13 protein-coding genes and 1 tRNA gene are annotated in these 17067 nt (G+C 69.8%); 7 read left to right on the forward strand and 7 right to left on the reverse strand.

What is annotated here, in order from left to right:
• Nucleotides 1-38 precede the first annotated feature (38 nt).
• From ACIPK3_RS05050 to ACIPK3_RS05065, 4 genes are all read left to right on the forward strand, one after another.
• A complete protein-coding gene (locus ACIPK3_RS05050) occupies nt 39-395 on the forward strand; it encodes a chorismate mutase (protein ID WP_402566621.1) in 357 nt (118 codons plus the stop codon).
• 56 nt (nt 396-451) lie between these two features.
• A complete protein-coding gene (gene pepN / locus ACIPK3_RS05055; RefSeq protein WP_402566622.1) occupies nt 452-2950 on the forward strand; it encodes an aminopeptidase N in 2499 nt (832 codons plus the stop codon).
• A 301-nt stretch (nt 2951-3251) separates the two neighbouring features.
• Nucleotides 3252-4613, forward strand: a complete 1362-nt coding sequence (locus ACIPK3_RS05060; RefSeq protein WP_402566623.1) for a pyridoxal phosphate-dependent decarboxylase family protein — start codon at nt 3252-3254, stop codon at nt 4611-4613.
• Nucleotides 4610-6022, forward strand: a complete 1413-nt coding sequence (locus tag ACIPK3_RS05065; protein WP_402566624.1) for a lysine N(6)-hydroxylase/L-ornithine N(5)-oxygenase family protein — start codon at nt 4610-4612, stop codon at nt 6020-6022. Before ACIPK3_RS05060 ends, ACIPK3_RS05065 begins: the two co-directional genes overlap by 4 nt.
• Before the next feature lie 40 nt (nt 6023-6062).
• On the opposite strand, the gene ACIPK3_RS05070 is transcribed toward ACIPK3_RS05065, so the two are convergent.
• A complete protein-coding gene (locus ACIPK3_RS05070) occupies nt 6063-7871 on the reverse strand; it encodes a bifunctional metallophosphatase/5'-nucleotidase (protein WP_402566625.1) in 1809 nt (602 codons plus the stop codon).
• A gap of 161 nt (nt 7872-8032) precedes the next feature.
• On the opposite strand from ACIPK3_RS05070, the gene ACIPK3_RS05075 reads away from it, so the two are divergent.
• Both ACIPK3_RS05075 and pyk read left to right on the forward strand, forming a co-directional pair.
• On the forward strand, nt 8033-8722 hold the full coding sequence (locus ACIPK3_RS05075; RefSeq protein ID WP_402566626.1) for an SIMPL domain-containing protein: 690 nt from the start codon (nt 8033-8035) through the stop codon (nt 8720-8722).
• A gap of 132 nt (nt 8723-8854) precedes the next feature.
• Nucleotides 8855-10291: a pyruvate kinase gene (gene pyk, locus ACIPK3_RS05080; protein WP_402566627.1), complete on the forward strand. Its 1437-nt coding sequence runs from the start codon at nt 8855-8857 to the stop codon at nt 10289-10291.
• 53 nt (nt 10292-10344) lie between these two features.
• Here pyk and ACIPK3_RS05085 read toward each other — a convergent pair.
• Nucleotides 10345-10419: transfer RNA gene (locus tag ACIPK3_RS05085), tRNA-Leu, on the reverse strand.
• A 100-nt stretch (nt 10420-10519) separates the two neighbouring features.
• Between ACIPK3_RS05085 and ACIPK3_RS05090 the strand changes: the two genes are divergently transcribed.
• Nucleotides 10520-11173 (forward strand): ANTAR domain-containing response regulator, encoded by a 654-nt coding sequence (locus ACIPK3_RS05090; RefSeq protein WP_402566628.1) that lies wholly within the window; start codon nt 10520-10522, stop codon nt 11171-11173.
• 108 nt (nt 11174-11281) lie between these two features.
• On the opposite strand, the gene ACIPK3_RS05095 is transcribed toward ACIPK3_RS05090, so the two are convergent.
• The 5 genes from ACIPK3_RS05095 to ACIPK3_RS05115 all read right to left on the reverse strand — a co-directional run bounded on the left by ACIPK3_RS05095 (nt 11282) and on the right by ACIPK3_RS05115 (nt 17036).
• Entirely contained in the window at nt 11282-11998 is a 717-nt protein-coding gene (locus tag ACIPK3_RS05095; protein ID WP_402566629.1) for an ABC transporter ATP-binding protein, read from the reverse strand.
• Nucleotides 11998-12918, reverse strand: coding sequence for an ABC transporter ATP-binding protein (locus tag ACIPK3_RS05100; protein WP_402566630.1), 921 nt, complete (start codon nt 12916-12918; stop codon nt 11998-12000). Before ACIPK3_RS05100 ends, ACIPK3_RS05095 begins: the two co-directional genes overlap by 1 nt.
• Nucleotides 12919-12923: 5 nt before the next feature.
• A complete protein-coding gene (locus ACIPK3_RS05105; protein WP_402566631.1) occupies nt 12924-14744 on the reverse strand; it encodes a branched-chain amino acid ABC transporter permease in 1821 nt (606 codons plus the stop codon).
• 5 nt (nt 14745-14749) lie between these two features.
• The gene (locus tag ACIPK3_RS05110; RefSeq protein WP_402566632.1) at nt 14750-15682 is read right to left on the reverse strand and encodes a branched-chain amino acid ABC transporter permease; all 933 of its coding nucleotides are present in this window, start codon (nt 15680-15682) and stop codon (nt 14750-14752) included.
• 118 nt (nt 15683-15800) lie between these two features.
• Nucleotides 15801-17036 carry a branched-chain amino acid ABC transporter substrate-binding protein gene (locus tag ACIPK3_RS05115; RefSeq protein ID WP_402566633.1) on the reverse strand — a complete coding sequence of 412 codons (1236 nt, stop codon included), beginning with the start codon at nt 17034-17036 and terminating at the stop codon, nt 15801-15803.
• Nucleotides 17037-17067 lie beyond the last annotated feature (31 nt).

Below are 17067 nucleotides of genomic sequence, written 5' to 3' on the forward strand. Positions count from 1 at the left end.
CGGCACACACGGCTGCCGCGGCACTAGGGTGATCACCCATGACCACCAGCAACACCCACACCGGCGACGTCGACCCCGCCGTCCGCGCCGAACTCGACCGGCTGCGCGACAGCATCGACAACATCGACGCGGCCGTCGTCCACATGCTCGCCGAGCGGTTCAAGTGCACCCAGCAGGTCGGCCGCCTCAAGGCCGTCCACCAGCTGCCGCCCGCCGACCCGGCCCGCGAGGGACGGCAGATCGACCGGCTCCGCAGCCTCGCCGAGAACGCCAAGCTCGACCCGGCCTTCGCCGAGAAGTTCCTCAACTTCATCATCGCCGAGGTGATCAGACACCACGAGCGCATCGCCGAGGACACCGTCAACCCCCAGGCGTCCGGCCAGGAACGGACATAAGCCGCGTACCGATCCGCCTCTGTGCGCCGTCGGAGCCATCAGGCAGCATGGCGTTCATGTCCGTACTGACGCGCGACGAAGCGCAGACCCGAGCACAGCTCCTCGACGTCCACCGCTACACGGTCGAGCTCGACCTCACCACCGGGGACGAGACCTTCGACTCGCGTGCCGTGATCCGGTTCACCGCGCTGTCGGCCGGGGACACGTTCGTCGAGCTCAAGCCCGCCGAGCTGCGCTCCGTCACCCTCGACGGACAGCCCCTCGACCCGGAGACCCTGGACCAGGACCGGCTGCCGCTGAGGAACCTCACCGCGGGCGAGCACGAACTGCGCGTCGACGCCGTCATGAGTTACTCCCGCACCGGGGAGGGCATGCACCGCTTCACCGACCCCAGCGACGGCGAGACATACCTCTACACCCAGCTCTTCCTCGGCGACGTGCAGCGCGTCTTCGCCGCCTTCGACCAGCCCGACCTGAAGGCCGTCTTCGAGCTGACCGTCACCGCGCCCCACGGCTGGACCGTCCTCGCCAACGGCGTCACCGAGCACCTCGGCGACGGCCGCTGGCAGGCCGCCCCCACCCCGCCCGTCTCCACCTACCTCGTCGCCGTCGCCGCCGGCCCCTGGCACTCCGTGCGCACCGAGCACCGCGGCCTGCCCTTCGGCATCCACTGCCGCCGCTCCCTCGCCCCGTACCTCGATGCCGACGCCGACGAGATCCTCGACGTCACGCGCGCGTGCTTCGACCGGTTCCACGAGAAGTTCGAGGAGCCCTACCCCTTCGACTCCTACGACCAGGCCTTCGTCCCCGAGTTCAACGCGGGCGCCATGGAGAACCCGGGCCTGGTCACCTTCCGCGACGAGTTCGTCTACCGCTCCGCCGTCACCGACACCGAGCGGCAGACCCGCGCGATGGTGATCGCCCACGAGATGGCGCACATGTGGTTCGGCGACCTGGTCACCCTCAGGTGGTGGGACGACATCTGGCTGAACGAGTCGTTCGCCGAGTACATGGGGTACCAGACCACCATCGAGGCGACCCGCTTCACCGACACCTGGGTCGACTTCGGTGTGGCGCGCAAGGCCTGGGGCTACGACGCCGACCAGCGTCCCTCAACCCACCCGGTCGCCCCCGACGCCGTCGACGACACGGCCGCCGCCCTGCTCAACTTCGACGGCATCTCCTACGCCAAGGGCGCCTCCGCGCTGCGCCAGCTGGTGGCCTGGCTCGGCGAGAAGGACTTCCTCGCCGGCATCAACATCCACTTCGCCCGGCACCGGTTCGCCAACGCCACCCTCGCCGACTTCATCGACTCCCTGGCCGCCGCCACCGACCGCGACGTACACGCCTGGGCCGACGCCTGGCTGCGCACCACCGGCGTCGACACGCTCACCCCGCACGTCACTCCCGACGGAGACAACGGTACGCGCGCGCTCACCGTCGGCCGCGAGGGCAGCCGCCCGCACCGGATCACCGTCGGCCTGTACGACCACGACGTCACCGGCGAGGGCGGGCTGGTGCTGCGCGAGCGCATCGGCCTCGACATCCCGCAGACCGCGCCCCAGCTCATCGGCAAGCGGCCCGCGCTGATCCTCCTCAACGACGGCGACCTGACCTACGCCAAGGTCAGGTTCGACACCGAGTCCTTCGAGGCGGTCCGCACCGGTCTGTCCGGCCTGCCCGAGCCGCTCACCCGCGCGGTCGTGTGGAACGCCCTGCGCGACGCGGTCCGCGACGGCGAACTCCCGCCCGCCGACTACCTGGAGACCGCCCGCGCCCACCTCCCCCGGGAGACCGACCTGGCCCTCGTGCAGGGCGTACTGGCCTTCGCCGCCGGGCAGGTCGCCAACCGCTTCCTGCCGCCCGGCGAGCGGCCCGCCGCCCAGGCCACCCTCTCCGCCCTGTGCCGCGACCTCATCCGCCGCACCGAGGACGGCGACAACCCCGGGCTGCGGCTGATCGCCGTCCGCCACTTCATCGACGTGGCCGCCCACCCGCACACCATCGCCGCCTGGCTGGCCGACGGCACGGTGCCCGGCGGACCCGAGCTCGACCCCGAGCTGCGCTGGCGCGTCCTGTGCCGACTCGCCGTCCTCGGTGCCACCGACGAGGCCGCCATCGCCGCCGAGCTGCAGCGCGACCCGAGCGCCGCCGGCCAGGAGGGCGCCGCCCGCTGCCGGGCCGCGCTGCCCGACCCGGAGGCCAAGCGCGCCGCCTGGGAGGCGATGTTCGCCACGGACGACCTGTCCAACTACCTGTTCACGGCGACCGCCCAGGGCTTCTGGCAGCCCGAGCAGGCCGAACTGGTACGGGAGTACGTGGCCCGCTACTACGAGGACGTGCCCGCCGTCGCCGCCCGGCGCGGTCCCGCCATCGCCGTCGCCGCCGGACGCCACGCCTTCCCGGCGTACGCCGTGGACGCGGAGAACCTCGCCCTGGGCGAGGCCTGTCTGCGCGACGCCGCCCCGGTCACCGCCCTGCGCCGCCGCCTCGCCGACGAACTCGACGACCTGGCACGCGCGCTGCGCGTGCGGGAAGCGGTACGGGAGGCATAGGAGCCGACCCGGCATCCGTCCCCGGCGACCGCCCGCCATGACCTGGCCGACGGGCGGTCGCCGGGGTTCGGGGGCTCAGGGCCGTACGGCCAGGTGCGGACGTGCCCGCCGTCCTCGGGGCCGCGCCGGACGACACGCCGCCCCATCATCGGCCCCAACAGGTTTTCCCCGCACGCGAGTACCCACTTTCGGGTTCTGATCGCAGGCTTTCCGGGCGCGCCGACCTCATGGGCGTACATGGTGGAACTCCGCCGAAGTCCCGCATGGATGTTCCCCTGCCCCGTGCCCCGGAGGAGAGCCCATGAGCATGCCGCCGCCCCTCGCCTCAGGACCCGCGGGGCCCGACGCCCTGCGGCCGTTGCTCGAAACCGTGCTCGGCGCGCTGCGGGAGGGCGCGCGGGCGCGCGGCGGCCCGCTGCCCTCGGGCGGCCCGGAGGCCGTCGCCGCGGCCGTCACCGCCGCCCTGGGGGACGTACTGCCCGACCAGGGGGACCCCGACGCCCTGCGCACCCTCGTGCACGCTCTCGCCGCGGGCGCCGCCGACCCCGCCGACCCGCTGTGCGCCGCCCATCTGCACTGCCCGCCGCTCGCCGTGGCCGCAGCCGCCGACCTCGCCGCGAGCGTCCTCAACCCGTCCCTCGACTCCTGGGACCAGGCCCCGGCCGCCTCCGTCCTGGAAGGCCTCGTCACCCGGCGGCTCGCCCAGGAGACCGGTCTGGCGGACGCGCTCGTCACCAGCGGCGGCACCGAGTCCAACCTCCTCGCCCTGCTGCTCGCCCGCGAGGCGTCCGGCAGCAGCGTCCAGCTCGTGTGCGGCGCCAACGCCCACCACTCACTGCCCCGTGCCGCCTGGCTCCTCGGCCTGCCCGATCCCGTCGTGGTCCCCGCGCCCAACGGCACGCTCGACCCCGCCGCCCTGGACGAGGTCCTCACCCGCTTCCCCCGCCCGCTGCTGGTCGCCGCCACCGCCGGCACCACCGACGCCGGACTCATCGACCCGCTGCCCGAGATCGCCGGACTGTGCGCGGCACACGGCGCGCGCCTGCACATCGACGCCGCGTACGGCGGCGGACTCGTCTTCAGCGACCGGCACCGCGAGAAGCTCGCCGGACTGGAAGCCGCCCACACCGTCACACTCGACCTGCACAAACTCGGCTGGCAGCCGGTCGCCGCGGGCCTCCTCGCGGTGGCCCGCCCCCGCGACCTGGCCGTCCTGCGCCAGCACGCCGACTACCTCAACGCCGACGACGACACCGAGGCCGGATTCCCCGACCTGCTCGGCCGCTCCCTGCGGACCACGCGCCGCCCCGACATCCTCAAGATCGCGGTCACCCTCGGAACGCTCGGCCGCGCGGGACTCGGCGCCCTCGTGGACCAGGTGTGTGCGCGGGCGCGGGAGTTCGCCGCCCTCGTCCAGGACCACCCCGGCTTCGAGCTGTACGACCGGCCGGTCATCAGCACGGTCCTGTTCCGGCCGGCCGGGGCCACCGACGAGGCCGTCGCCGACGTACGGCGCACCTTGCTGCACGAGGGCCGTGCCGTCCTCGGCCGGGCCCGCCTCGACGGGTCCCTGTGGCTCAAGGCCACCCTCCTCAATCCGCACATCCGGCCGCACGAACTGGCCGATCTCCTGAAACTCGTGGAAGGAACCACGCCGCGATGACCAACCCCCCGCCCCACGAGTCCGACGCACCCCGCGACCTGGTCGGCATCGGTATCGGACCGTTCAATCTCTCCCTGGCCGCCCTCGCGCACCCGCTCGCCGAACTGGACACCGTCTTCTACGAGCAGCGCGCCGGCTTCGACTGGCACCCCGGTCTGCTCATCGACGGCGCCACCGTCCAGGTGCCGTTCCTCGCCGACCTGGTGACCCTCGCCGACCCGGTCAGCCGCTGGAGCTTCCTCAACTACCTCAAGTCCCGCGACCGGCTGTTCCCGTTCTACTTCGCCGAGCGCTTCCACATCCAGCGCGCCGAGTACGACTCCTACTGCCGCTGGGTCGCCGAGAACCTCCCCGGCCTGCGCTTCTCCCACCAGGTCGACTCCGTCCGCTGGAACCCGGAACGCGACGCCTTCGAGGTCGACTTCACCGGGCTCGGCGCCGAGGGCAAGGCCGAGACCCTGGGCCGCACCCTCACGCGCAACGTCGTTCTCGGCGTCGGCACCGCCCCTCACGTCCCCGAACCGCTCAGGCCCCTGGCCGAGGCCCCCGGCGTGCCGGTGATCCACGCCGCCGACTACCTCGCGCACCGCGACGCCTTCCACGCCGCGGGCCATGTCACCGTGGTCGGCTCGGGACAGTCCGGTGCCGAGGTCTTCCTGGACCTGCTGCGCCACCGTCCGTCCGGCCGCGAGCGGCTCCACTGGATCGGCCGGAGCGCCGCCTTCGCGCCCATGGAGTACTCCAAGCTGGGCCTGGAGCACTTCACGCCCGACTACACCCGCTATTTCCACGCCCTCGGCGAAGAAGTCCGCGACGGACTGGTCACCTCCCAGTGGCAGCTCCACAAGGGCATCGACGCCGAAACCATCTCCGCCATCCACGACGAGCTCTACCGCCGCAGCCTGCACGGCGGCTGGCCCGACGCCGTCCTCACCCCCGGCGTCCGTGTCCGCACGGCGGGGCGTGTCGCCACCACCCAGGTCGAGCTGCACCTCGATCACGAGCAGCAGGGGACCCGTTCCCGGCTCGTCACCGACGCGGTCGTCCTCGCCACCGGCTACCGGGAACGCCCGCTCGACCGCATCCTCGCCGGTCTGGAGCCGTATCTGCGCCTCGACAGCAGCGCACGGCCACGGGTGGACGAGTCGTACCGCCTCGTCCTCGACCCGTGTGTCACCGGCTCGGTGTATGTGCAGAACGCCGAACTGCACACCCACGGCGTCGGCGCCCCCGACCTGGGGCTCGCCGCCTGGCGCAGCGCCACCATCCTCAACTCCCTGACGGGCAAGGAGACCTACCCGCTGCCACGGCGGACGGCGTTCACCACGTTCGGCCTTCAGGAGCGGCCCCGCGTACCGGAGGCACGCGAGGCCCAGGTCCTGACCCCGCTGGTCGACAGCGGTCAGTGATCCGGACGGTGTCCTGAAGGACACCGTCCGGAAAATCGTCCTAGAATACCGGCGTGCCGTTGCGGGTCAGCTTCCAGTCCGCCGACGCGAAGTCCTTCGGGTCCAGGACACCCTTCGCGGTCACCCACTCCGCGATCCGGGTACGGATCTCCGTCGACTCCGCCCACAGCTCCTTGGCCGTGGCGACGTGCGGGAACGCGCCGCCGCCGTTGGCCCGGTAGTTGTTCACGGCGAGCACGAACTGCTGGGCGTCGTCCAGCGCGGCGCCCTTGTAGGTGAGGTTCCTGATCCGGGAGCCGGCCGGCTGGGCGATGTCGATGTCGTACTGAAGACCCGACACATAGTCGTAGTTGTAGTCCGGGCGGCCGTTCGCGTTCGTCAGCTTCTCCACGTCCACGGCGGCGTCGGCGGCCGTCTGCACGAAGTACTCGGCGGAGTACTCCAGGTACGCCCTGACCTGCGCGCCCGTCATCAGCTTGGCGACCAGCGTGTTGTCGTACACGTACAGGCCGGACAGGCCCCGGATGGTCACGTCCCCGGCCGGGATCTCCGAGGTGCGGGAGAACGGCGAGGCCTGCGCGATCACCGGCAGCGCGGCGTACTCGGTGCCCGCCAGCGCCGCCTCGACCACGTCCTCCTGGACCTTGGTGATCAGGTCGACGATCGGGGCGTCCTTGTAGCGGGCCTCGGCCGTGGTCAGTGTCGCGGTCGCGGTGCCGACGACCTGGTTAACGTACGCGACGACCTTCGCGTGCTCGTCCTTCAGCAGCCTGGTGATCCTCGGGTCGTCGGCGACCGAGTTGGAGTTCAGCAGCGAGGCGGCGACCGACTCGACCTCCCAGCCGCACTTGCCGCGCACCAACTCGATGTCGAACAGGGTGAGTCGCTCGGCGTAGCACAGCGGCTCGGACAGGATCACCGTCTTGCCGGTGGCCTCGTTGGTGACCTTCAGCTCCGGGATCTCCACGTGGGCGTGGCCCACCAGGATCGCGTCGATGCCGGGCACCTGACGGGCGACGTTGGCGGCGGCGTTCTCGACGTAAGGCAACTGGTCGCCGTAGGACGAGGTGCCGGAGGAACCGGAGTGCGCCGACACCACGACGACGTCGGCACCCATCGCCTTCAGCTTCGGCACCCACTTCGCGGCCTGCTCCTCCAGACCCGGGAACTTCAGCTTGCCCTGTACATAGGCCTTGTCCCAGATCGCGATGCCGGGGTTGGTCAGCCCGAGGACGGCGACCTTCACCGGCGGGGCGCCCGGCACATGGAACTTCTTGATGAAGTACGGCGGAAAGGCCGGCCGCAGTGTCTTCGCGTCGACCGCGTTGGCGCCGAGCAGCGGAAAGTCCAGCTGGTCCTCGAACTTGCGCAGCGTCTCGATGCCGTAGTTGAACTCGTGGTTGCCGAGGGCGGCCGCGTCGTAGCCGATCGCGTTCATCGCCTGTGCCATCGGGTGCACCGGTCCGCCCTTGGCGGTGATCGGGTCGACCTTCGCGAAGTAGTACGTCAGCGGGGTGCCCTGGATCGTGTCGCCGGCGTCGAGCAGCAGGGTGTTGCGGCGGCCCTTCTCCTTGCGCACCCGCTCGACCAGCGTCGAGATGCGGGCCAGGCCCATGGAGTTGCCCGCCTGGTCGGAGTACTCCGCGTCCTTGAAGTAGTCCCAGTTGAAGACGTGCCCGTGCAGGTCGGTGGTGCCCATGACCGTGAGGGAGTACCGCTTGGGGTGCCGCCTGTCGTGCCCGCGCTCCGGCGCGGCCTCGGCCGCCGGAGCCGCCGCCGCACCGACGACCACCGCCCCGGCCCCGGTCGCGGCGGACTTCTTCAGGAACTTCCGGCGGTTCAACGGCATGGCTCGTTCTCCTCGATGGGTGATCAACGACGCGCGTAGATTCTGCCCTGCACATGCCATGCGGCAACAGGTCCGGGAGGTTGCGATCGGATGACCCGGAGGGTGAACCGCCGCTCCAGTGACCCGGCGGTCGCCTGAGAAGACATGACACAGTGGGCCGTATGACCGCTTCGTACGGCACCGCCGACGCCCCCCGGATCGCCGTCCGGGGCGAGGCCCGGCTCGAAGTCGCACCGGAGATCGCCCGCATCGGAGTCACTGTCGGCGCACGGGGACGGGACCGGCGAGCGGCCCTGGACGACCTCACCCGCCGCAACGCCGCCGTCCTCGACCTCGTCAGGTCCTACGGCGACGCCGTGGAGCGCCTGGAGACCGGCTTCCTCGCCATCACCCCGGAGACGTCCGCGCACGGCCGCGGCGAACGCGTCCGTACCTACCACGGCCGCGTCCACATCGGTGCCGTGCTCCGCGACTTCACGTCCCTCGGTGAACTCGTAACGCGTCTCGCCGACTTGGAACTCACCCAGGTCGACGGCCCCTGGTGGGCGCTGCGCCCGGACTCCCCGGTGCACCGTGAGGCGCGGCAGCAGGCGGTACGCGAGGCCGTTCAGCGTGCCCGGGAGTACGCGGAGGCGGTCGGCGCCTCGCTCGCCGCCCTGGTGGAACTCGCCGACATCGGCGCGGAGAGCGCCGGACCCCGCCCGCCCGGGGGCGGCGCCCGGGCCCGCTCCGCGTCCCTGGCGTCCCTGGCCTCCGCGGAAGAGGCGCCGCCCCTGGATCTCGAACCCCAGCGTCAGCAGGTCTACGCACAGGTGAACGCGCGATTCACGATGACGCCCCCGCGTCTGTGATTCTTGCGTCCGTGATTCCCGGCGACTCCCGGCGCACAATTCAATACTTGTCAACGGTCCTTACATGCAAAGGTCGTTGAGTGGACATGTGGGGCCAATTCTCTACCGGCGGGTAAGGCATAGGCTCGATGCATGCGCCGAGCAAAGATCGTCTGCACTCTGGGGCCCGCCACCGATTCATACGACCAGATCAAGGCACTGGTCGAGGCCGGAATGGACGTCGCCCGATTCAACCTCAGCCACGGCGGCCACGCCGAGCACGAGGAGCGTTACCAGCGCGTCCGCAAGGCGGCCGACGAAACCGGCCGCAGTGTCGGCCTCCTCGCCGACCTTCAGGGTCCGAAGATCCGGCTCGGCCGTTTCGCCGAGGGTCCCGTACTTCTTGAACGCGGTGACACCTTCACCATCACCGTCGAGCCGGACGCGAAGGGCGACCGGAACCAGTGCGGAACGACCTACCCCGGCCTCGCCGCCGACGTCACCGAGGGCGAGCGCATTCTCGTGGACGACGGCAAGGTCTCCCTCGAGGTCGTCTCCGTCGACGGTCCCCGGGTGCACACCAGGGTGGTCGAACCCGGCGTGATCTCCGACCACAAGGGGCTGAACCTCCCCGGCGTCGCCGTGTCGGTTTCCGCCCTCTCGGAGAAGGACGAGGCCGACCTCCGCTGGGCGCTGCGCACCGGCTTCGACGTCGTCGCGCTGTCCTTCGTGCGCAGCGGCAGGGACATCGAGGACGTCCACCGGATCATGGACGAGGAGGGCCGCCGCCTGCCGGTGATCGCCAAGGTGGAGAAGCCGCAGGCGGTCGAGGCGATCGAGGACATCGTCGCCGCCTTCGACGGCATCATGGTGGCGCGCGGTGACCTGGGCGTGGAGATGCCCCTGGAGCAGGTCCCGATCGTCCAGAAGCGGGCCATCAAGCTGGCCAGGCGCAACGCCAAGCCGGTCATCGTGGCGACGCAGATGCTCGACTCCATGATTGTCAACTCCCGCCCGACCAGGGCGGAGGCCTCCGATGTCGCCAACGCGGTCATCGACGGCACGGACGCGGTGATGCTGTCGGGCGAGACGAGCGTCGGCAACCACCCAGTCGAGACGGTGCGCACCATGGCCCGGATCCTCGCGGCGGCCGAGGAGGACATTCTCGCCAAGGGCCTGCCGCCGCTGACCGAACAGAACAAACCGCGCACCCAGGGCGGCGCGGTCGCCCGGGCCGCGGCAGAGATGGGCGACTTCCTCAGCGCCGGGTTCCTGGTGGCCTTCACCGAATCGGGCGACACCGCCCGGCGACTGTCCCGCTACCGCTCGCCCATCCCGCTGCTCGCGTTCACCCCGGAGCCGGCCACCCGCTCCCAGCTCTGTCTCACCTGGGGGGTCGAGACGTTCCTCGGCCCGCAGGTGGGATCGACGGACGCGATGGTCGACCAGGTGGACGAACTGCTCCTGAAGTACGGCCGCTGCCGGAAGGGCGACATCGTGGTCATCACGGCGGGCTCCCCGCCCGGCGTCTCCGGTTCGACGAACCTGGTCCGGGTGCACCACGTCGGCGAGGACGACAGTCCCAGGTGAACGACTCCGCGTGGTGACCTTGGAATCTGGTGACCTTGGAATCTGAGGAAAAGTGCCCCGGGTCGGACTCGAACCGACACTGTACGGGTTTTGAATCCGTTGCCTGCTGCCAATTGGGCTACCGGGGCCAGCAGATTCCAAGGTTTCCCTTGACCCTCCGCGCGTCCACCATACCGTAGCTAGGTAGGCTCTTGTCAGCAGTACCCCTGCCCTGAACGAGGAGCCCCCGTGACCGCCGAGTCGCCACAGCCCGTAGACGCGCCCGACGACGACAGGTCGCACGTGCCTCCGGTGACGACCCGAGTCGTCATCGCCGAGGACGAGGCACTGATCCGCCTCGACCTCAAGGAGATGCTGGAGGAGGAGGGGTACACCGTCGTCGGCGAGGCCGGGGACGGCGAGCGGGCGGTGGAACTCGCCCGCGAGCACCGGCCCGACCTGGTCATCCTCGACGTCAAGATGCCCAAGCTGGACGGCATCTCGGCGGCCGAGAAGATCGCCGAGGAGTCCATCGCACCCGTCCTGATGCTCACCGCCTTCTCCCAGCGCGATCTGGTCGAGCGTGCCCGCGACGCCGGCGCGATGGCCTACCTGGTGAAGCCGTTCAGCAAGAGTGACGTCGTGCCCGCCATCGAGATGGCGGTGTCCCGCTTCACCGAGCTGAAGCAGCTGGAGCAGGAGGTCGCCGACCTCACCCAGCGACTGGAGACCCGCAAGCTCGTCGACCGGGCCAAGTCCATCCTCCAGAGCGAGTACGGGCTGACCGAGCCGGCCGCCTTCCGCTGGATCCAGAAGACCTCCATGGACCGCCGGATGTCCATGCAGCAGGTCGCCGAGGCCGTCATCGCGGACAACGAGGAGAAGAAGGCCGCCAAGGGCTGACCGCCGCGCGTCGGGAGAGGGCCGAACCGCCCCGCCCCAAGGACATGATGAGGCCCGCACCCCGGGGAAGGGGTGCGGGCCTCATCGTTTCGGCGTTCGGTCCTCGGGTCAGTCCTCGCCGAGGTACGCCTTGCGCACGGAGTCGTCGCGCAGCAGGTCCTGGCCGGAGCCCGACAGAACGATGTTGCCGACCTCCATCACATGGCCCTGGTCGGCCAGCGACAGAGCCGCCTGGGCGTTCTGCTCGACGAGCAGAATCGTTGTTCCCTGGGACTTCAGCTCGGCGATGGTCGCCATGATCTTCTGCATCATGATGGGCGACAGACCCATGGACGGCTCGTCCAGCATGAGCAGCTTCGGCTGGGACATCAGGGCCCGGCCCATCGCCAGCATCTGCTGCTCACCGCCCGACAGGGTGCCGGCCGCCTGCTTCCTGCGCTCCCCGAGGATGGGGAACAGGTCGTAGGCGCGCTGGATGTCCTTCTCGATGCCCGGCTTGTCGTTGCGCAGGAAGGCCCCGAGGCGCAGGTTGTCCTCGATGGTCATGCGCGGGAAGATGTGCCGCCCCTCGGGGGAATGGGCGAGTCCCAGCGAGACCACGTTGTGGGCCGGGACCTTCTTCAGCGACTTGCCGTTGAACCTGATCTGCCCGCCGACCGGCTTGAGCAGACCGGAGAGGGTGCGCAGGGTGGTGGTCTTGCCGGCACCGTTGGTGCCGATCAGGGTGACCACCTCGCCGGCCTCGACCTTGAACGAGATGCCCTTGACGGCCTCGATCTTGCCGTAGGCGACCCGGAGGTCCTCGACCTCGAGCAGTGCGGTCATCAGTCGTTCTCCTTGCCGGGCGCGGCGTCCGTCGTGGTCTCGGCACTCGCCCCGGCGTTCGCCTCGGCGGCCTCGACCTCGGCCACCTCCTCGTCACCGGGGGCGTTCTCGAAGGGCTCGCCGAGGTACGCGGCGACGACCCGCTCGTCGCCCTGAACGGTCGCGCTGTCGCCCTCGACCAGCTTCTGGCCCTGCACGAGGACGGCGACGCGGTCGCAGAGGTTGAAGATGAAGCGCATGTCGTGCTCGATCACGAGGACGGCGATGCCCTTGTCCCGGATCGCGAAGACCAGTTCCTCGGTGGTCCGGGTCTCCTGCGGGTTCATGCCCGCCGTCGGCTCGTCGAGGAGCAGCAGACCGGGCTCGCTCGCCAGCGCGCGGGCGATCTCCAGCTTGCGCTGCTCACCGTAGGGCAGGTTGCGGGCCAGGTGCTCGGCCTTCTTGTCCAGGCCCACGAACTCCAGGAGTTCCATGGCCCGTTCGCGGGAGGCCGCCTCGGCCTTGTGGAAGCCGGGGCCGCGCAGCAGGGCGGACCACAGGCCCTCCTTGGTGCGGGTGTGCCGGCCGACGAGCACGTTCTCCAGGACCGTCATGTTGGCGAACAGACGGATGTTCTGGAAGGTACGGGCGATACCGGCCGCGGTCACCTTGAAGGACTTGGGCGGCAGGACGTTGCCCTTGTAGCGGACCTCGCCCTCGGTGGGCACGTAGAGGCCGGTGAGGCAGTTGAAGAAGGTCGTCTTGCCGGCTCCGTTGGGGCCGATCAGGCCGACGATCTCGCCGCTGTTGACGGTGAGGTCGACATTGCGTACGGCGGTGAGGCCACCGAAGCGCATGGTGACGCCGCGGGCGTCGAGCACGACCTCGCCGGAGGCGGAGGCGCCGGGGACGCCGTCCTTGGTGGTGGTGTCGGTAGTCATCGTGGTCAGGCCCCTGCCTTGGTGAGAACGGCGGGCGCTTCGGCCTCTTCGTGGAACTCGAGCTGGCGGCGCCGGTTGGGGATGATGCCCTCAGGGCGGAAGCGCATCAGCAGCACGAGCACGACACCGAAGGCGAAGAGCTGGTAGTTGCCCAGGAACTGGAGCTTCGCGGGGATCAGGTAGAGCAGCGCGGCACCGACCAGCGGTCCGGCGATGGTGCCCATGCCGCCGAGGACCACCGCGGCCAGCAGGAAGGCCGAGTTGGGCGGAACCACATGGGCGAACTGGTACTGCTCAGGGGTCACCGTGTAGGTGACGTGGGCCTGGACGGAGCCGGCCAGACCGGCGAGGCACGCGCCGAGCGCGAAGGCGATGAGCTTGACCCGGAAGCCGTTGATGCCCATGGCGAGCGCGGCCGTCTCGTCCTCACGGATGGCGATCCAGGCGCGGCCGATGCGGGAGTCGCTGCTGCGCTGGAACACCACGACCACGACGAGCGTGATGAGCAGCATCAGCAGGAAGTAGTTCGCGAACCGGCCCACGGTCGTGCCGAGGATGGTGTGCTCCTGGCCGAAGTCGAACCCGAGGATGTTCAGGTTCGGGATCGACGAGATGCCGTTGGAGCCGTTGGTGACGTCCGGGCCGGAGGTGCCGTCCATGTTGAGGACGGTGATGCGGAAGATCTCACCAAAGCCGAGGGTGACGATGGCCAGGTAGTCACCGCGCAGTCGCAGTGTCGGGGCGCCGATGAGCACACCGAAGATCATTGCGACGGCGGCGCCGGCCAGCGCCGCGGCCCAGAACGGCCACTGCACGTGCAGCGGCGACGACGGCGAACCGGAAACCAGGGCCGCCGTGTACGCGCCGACACCGAGGAAGGCGACGTAACCGAGGTCGAGGAGGCCGGCGAGGCCGACGACGATGTTCAGACCGAGCGCGACGGTCGCGAAGATCAGGATGTAGACGCCGATCGTCGCGTACTGGTCGTTGGCCTGGGTGAAGGGGAAGGCGGCCGCGGCGACGAAGGCACCGGTCATGGTGATGTTGCGGTGGCGCGCGGTGATCGCCGAGACCCGGGCCACGATCCCGGCCTTGGCGAGGGAGGCGAAGCCGAACCCGGCGGTGAGGAGGAAGCCGATGAACAGCTGGTCGTACTCGGTGCCGATGCCGTAGGTGAAGACGGTCAGACCGACGGCCATGGCCGCCACGATGACCAGGATCTCGACGTAGGACGGCAGCTTCTTCGCCGGGGCCGGGGCCTCGGAGGCGAAGGCCGCCTTGACGACGTTCCACCGCTCCCGGGCGTTGTGGACGAACCGCTCGCGCCCGGTGTCGTCCGGGTCGAAGGGCTCGGGCGCCGGACGCTCGAACGGCAGGGCCAGCGCGCCGAGCAGCGCGACCGCTGTGGCGATGGCCACGACGTAGCCACCGGGCTCCAGGTTCGCCAGGCCGCCGAGCTTCACGCTGATGGCGGTGACGGTGTACCAGGCGGTGGCGAACGTGCCGAGCGCGGACACCTTCAGGGCGCTGTCGGCGCTCCCGGGGGTCAGCCGGTCGAGGCCCTTGACGCCGTAGGAGGCGAGGCCGAACAGCGTGGTGAGGATGCCACCGATCAGGACGAGGACCTGGAGGCCGCCCGGGTAGCCGTAGACGGTGAGGTCACCGGGGAAGGCGGCGGTCCAGGTCCAGGCGAGGAACGTGGAGACGATGGTGAGGGCGCCGCCGCCGGTGGCGAGGGCCCGGCCGAGCGCCACGGGCAGGGCGATGAGCCCGGACTGGGTGGTGGCGGTGGCGCCGGAGGTCTCTGCTGCGGTCTGTGTGGTCATCGGTGTCACGCCCTGTCCGCGACGCGCTCGCCGAGCAGACCCTGTGGTCTGAACAGCAATACGAGGATGAGGAGTACGAACGCCCAGACGTCTGCCCAGGACTGGCTGCCGAACTTGTCCATGCCCGGTATGTCCGAGATGTAGGCAGTGGACAGAGCCTCGGCGACGCCGAGGACGATGCCGCCGAGCATGGCGCCGTAGATGTTGCCGATGCCGCCGAGGACGGCCGCGGTGAACGCCTTCAGGCCCAGGATGAAGCCCATGCGGAAGTCGATCTGGCCGTACTTGAAGCCGTACGCGACGGCTCCGACGGCGGCGAAGGTGGCACCGAGGGCGAACGCGACCACGATGATGCGGTCGGTGTTGACGCCCATCAGCTTCGCGGTGTCCGGGTCCTGGGCGGTGGCCTGCATGCCGCGCCCGGTCCGGGTGCGCATCACGAAGTAGGCGAGGAAGGCCATGCTGAGCGGAGCGGCGATGACCAGGAAGACGTCACCGGTCTGGATGGTGACGTTGCCGATCTCGAAGGGGCCGCCCGGGATGCTCGGGAAGGTGCGCGCGGACTTGGCGCCCGGGTACCAGGCCCACACGGCCTGCTGGAGGGCGAGGGAGAGACCGATGGCGGTGATGAGCGGAGCGAGGCGGGGTGCGCTGCGCAGCGGCCGGTAGGCGAGCCGTTCCGCTCCGACGGCGAGGGTGACGGAGACCAGGATGGCTCCGATGAGCATCAGTGGCAGGGCCACCAGCATGGAGGTGCCGTCGGGAAGGATGTAGACGTAGACCGTCAGCGCGCCGAAGGCACCGGTCATGAAAATCTCGCCATGGGCGAAGTTGATGAGCTGGACAATGCCATAGACCATCGTGTAGCCGATGGCGACCAGCCCGTACATGGATCCCAGTAGCAGGCCGTTGACCAGCTGCTGCGGCAGTTCGTTCACCGCATGTCCTCCGAGCGTTCGGAAAGTTCGACGGATATCGAGAGATGGTGCCGGATGCGAGTCCGCGCGGGGCGCCAGTGGAACAGCGCCCCGCGCGGCTCGGTGATACGGGTGTGGGTCAGCTCGGGTTGTAGGTACCCGACACCACGGACGTCCAGGCGCCCTTCTCGACCGAGTACACGGTGAGCTGCTTGTTGGTGGCGTCGCCGTATTCGTCGAAGGAGACCTTGCCGGTCACACCGTCGAAGGAGACGTTCTGCATCGCCGCGGTGACCTTCTCGCGGGCGTCGGACGGCAGCTTGCCGCCGTTGTCGTCGACGACCTTCTTGACGGCCTCGATGATCGCCCAGGTGGAGTCGTAGGAGTAACCGCCGTACGCGCCGTACTCCTCGCCGTAACCGCCCGCCTTGTAGTTGGAGACGAACTCCTTGGCGGAGGGCAGCGTCTCGACCGGCGCGCCGACCGAGGTGGCGAGGTCGCCCGTGCCGGTGGAACCGGCCAGCTTGATGTAGTCCTCGGCGTAGATGCCGTCGCCGCCGACCACCGGGATCTTGGCGCCCGCGGCCTTGATCTGCTTGCTGAGCGGACCGGCCTGCGGGTACTCGCCGCCGTAGTAGACAACCTCGGCGCCCGAGTTCTTCACCTTGGTGGCGACCGCGGAGAAGTCCTTGGTGTCGGGGTTGATGTGCTCGGTGCCGGCCACCTTGCCGCCGAGCTTCTTGAACTCGTCGGTGAACGTGGCGGCGAGGCCGGCGCCGTAGGTCTTCTTGTCGTCGATGACGAAGACCTTCTTCTTCTTGGCCTGGTTGTAGACGTACTGCGCGGCGTACGGGCCCTGGATGGCGTCCGTGGTCGCGGTGCGGAAGTACGACTTGTACGGGCGCGCCTTGGTCTTCTGCCAGTCGTCACCCTGGGTCAGCGCCGGGTTGGTGTTGGCCGGGGAGACCTCCACCAGCTTCGCGTCGTCGAAGACCTTCTGCATCGACTGGGCGACGGAGGAGTTCAGCGGGCCGACGACACCGAGGACGTCCTTCTCGCCGACGAACTTGGTGGCGTTCGTCTGGCCCGAGGAGGGCTGGGCCTGGTCGTCGAGGGCCTCGATCTTGAAGGTGACGCCCTTGACGTAGTTCTTCTTGTTGGCCTGCTTGGTGGCGAGGTCGGCCGAGTTCTTGATACCCAGGCCGAGCGCGGACAGGTCACCGGTCAGCGGAGCGTCGACGCCGATGACGACGGTGGTGCCGTCGGAGCCGGAGTCCGAGCTCTTGTCGCCGCTGTCACGCGAGCCACAAGCGGTGAGAGTGAGTGCTCCCGCCGCCAGTGCGGCGGTGATGGCGATGAGCGAACGTTGACGCACGATCAGTCCTTTCCCCTGGCACGACCGCATC

It is taken from the genome of Streptomyces sp. NPDC086787, from assembly GCF_044745865.1.
Classification (GTDB): domain Bacteria; phylum Actinomycetota; class Actinomycetes; order Streptomycetales; family Streptomycetaceae; genus Streptomyces.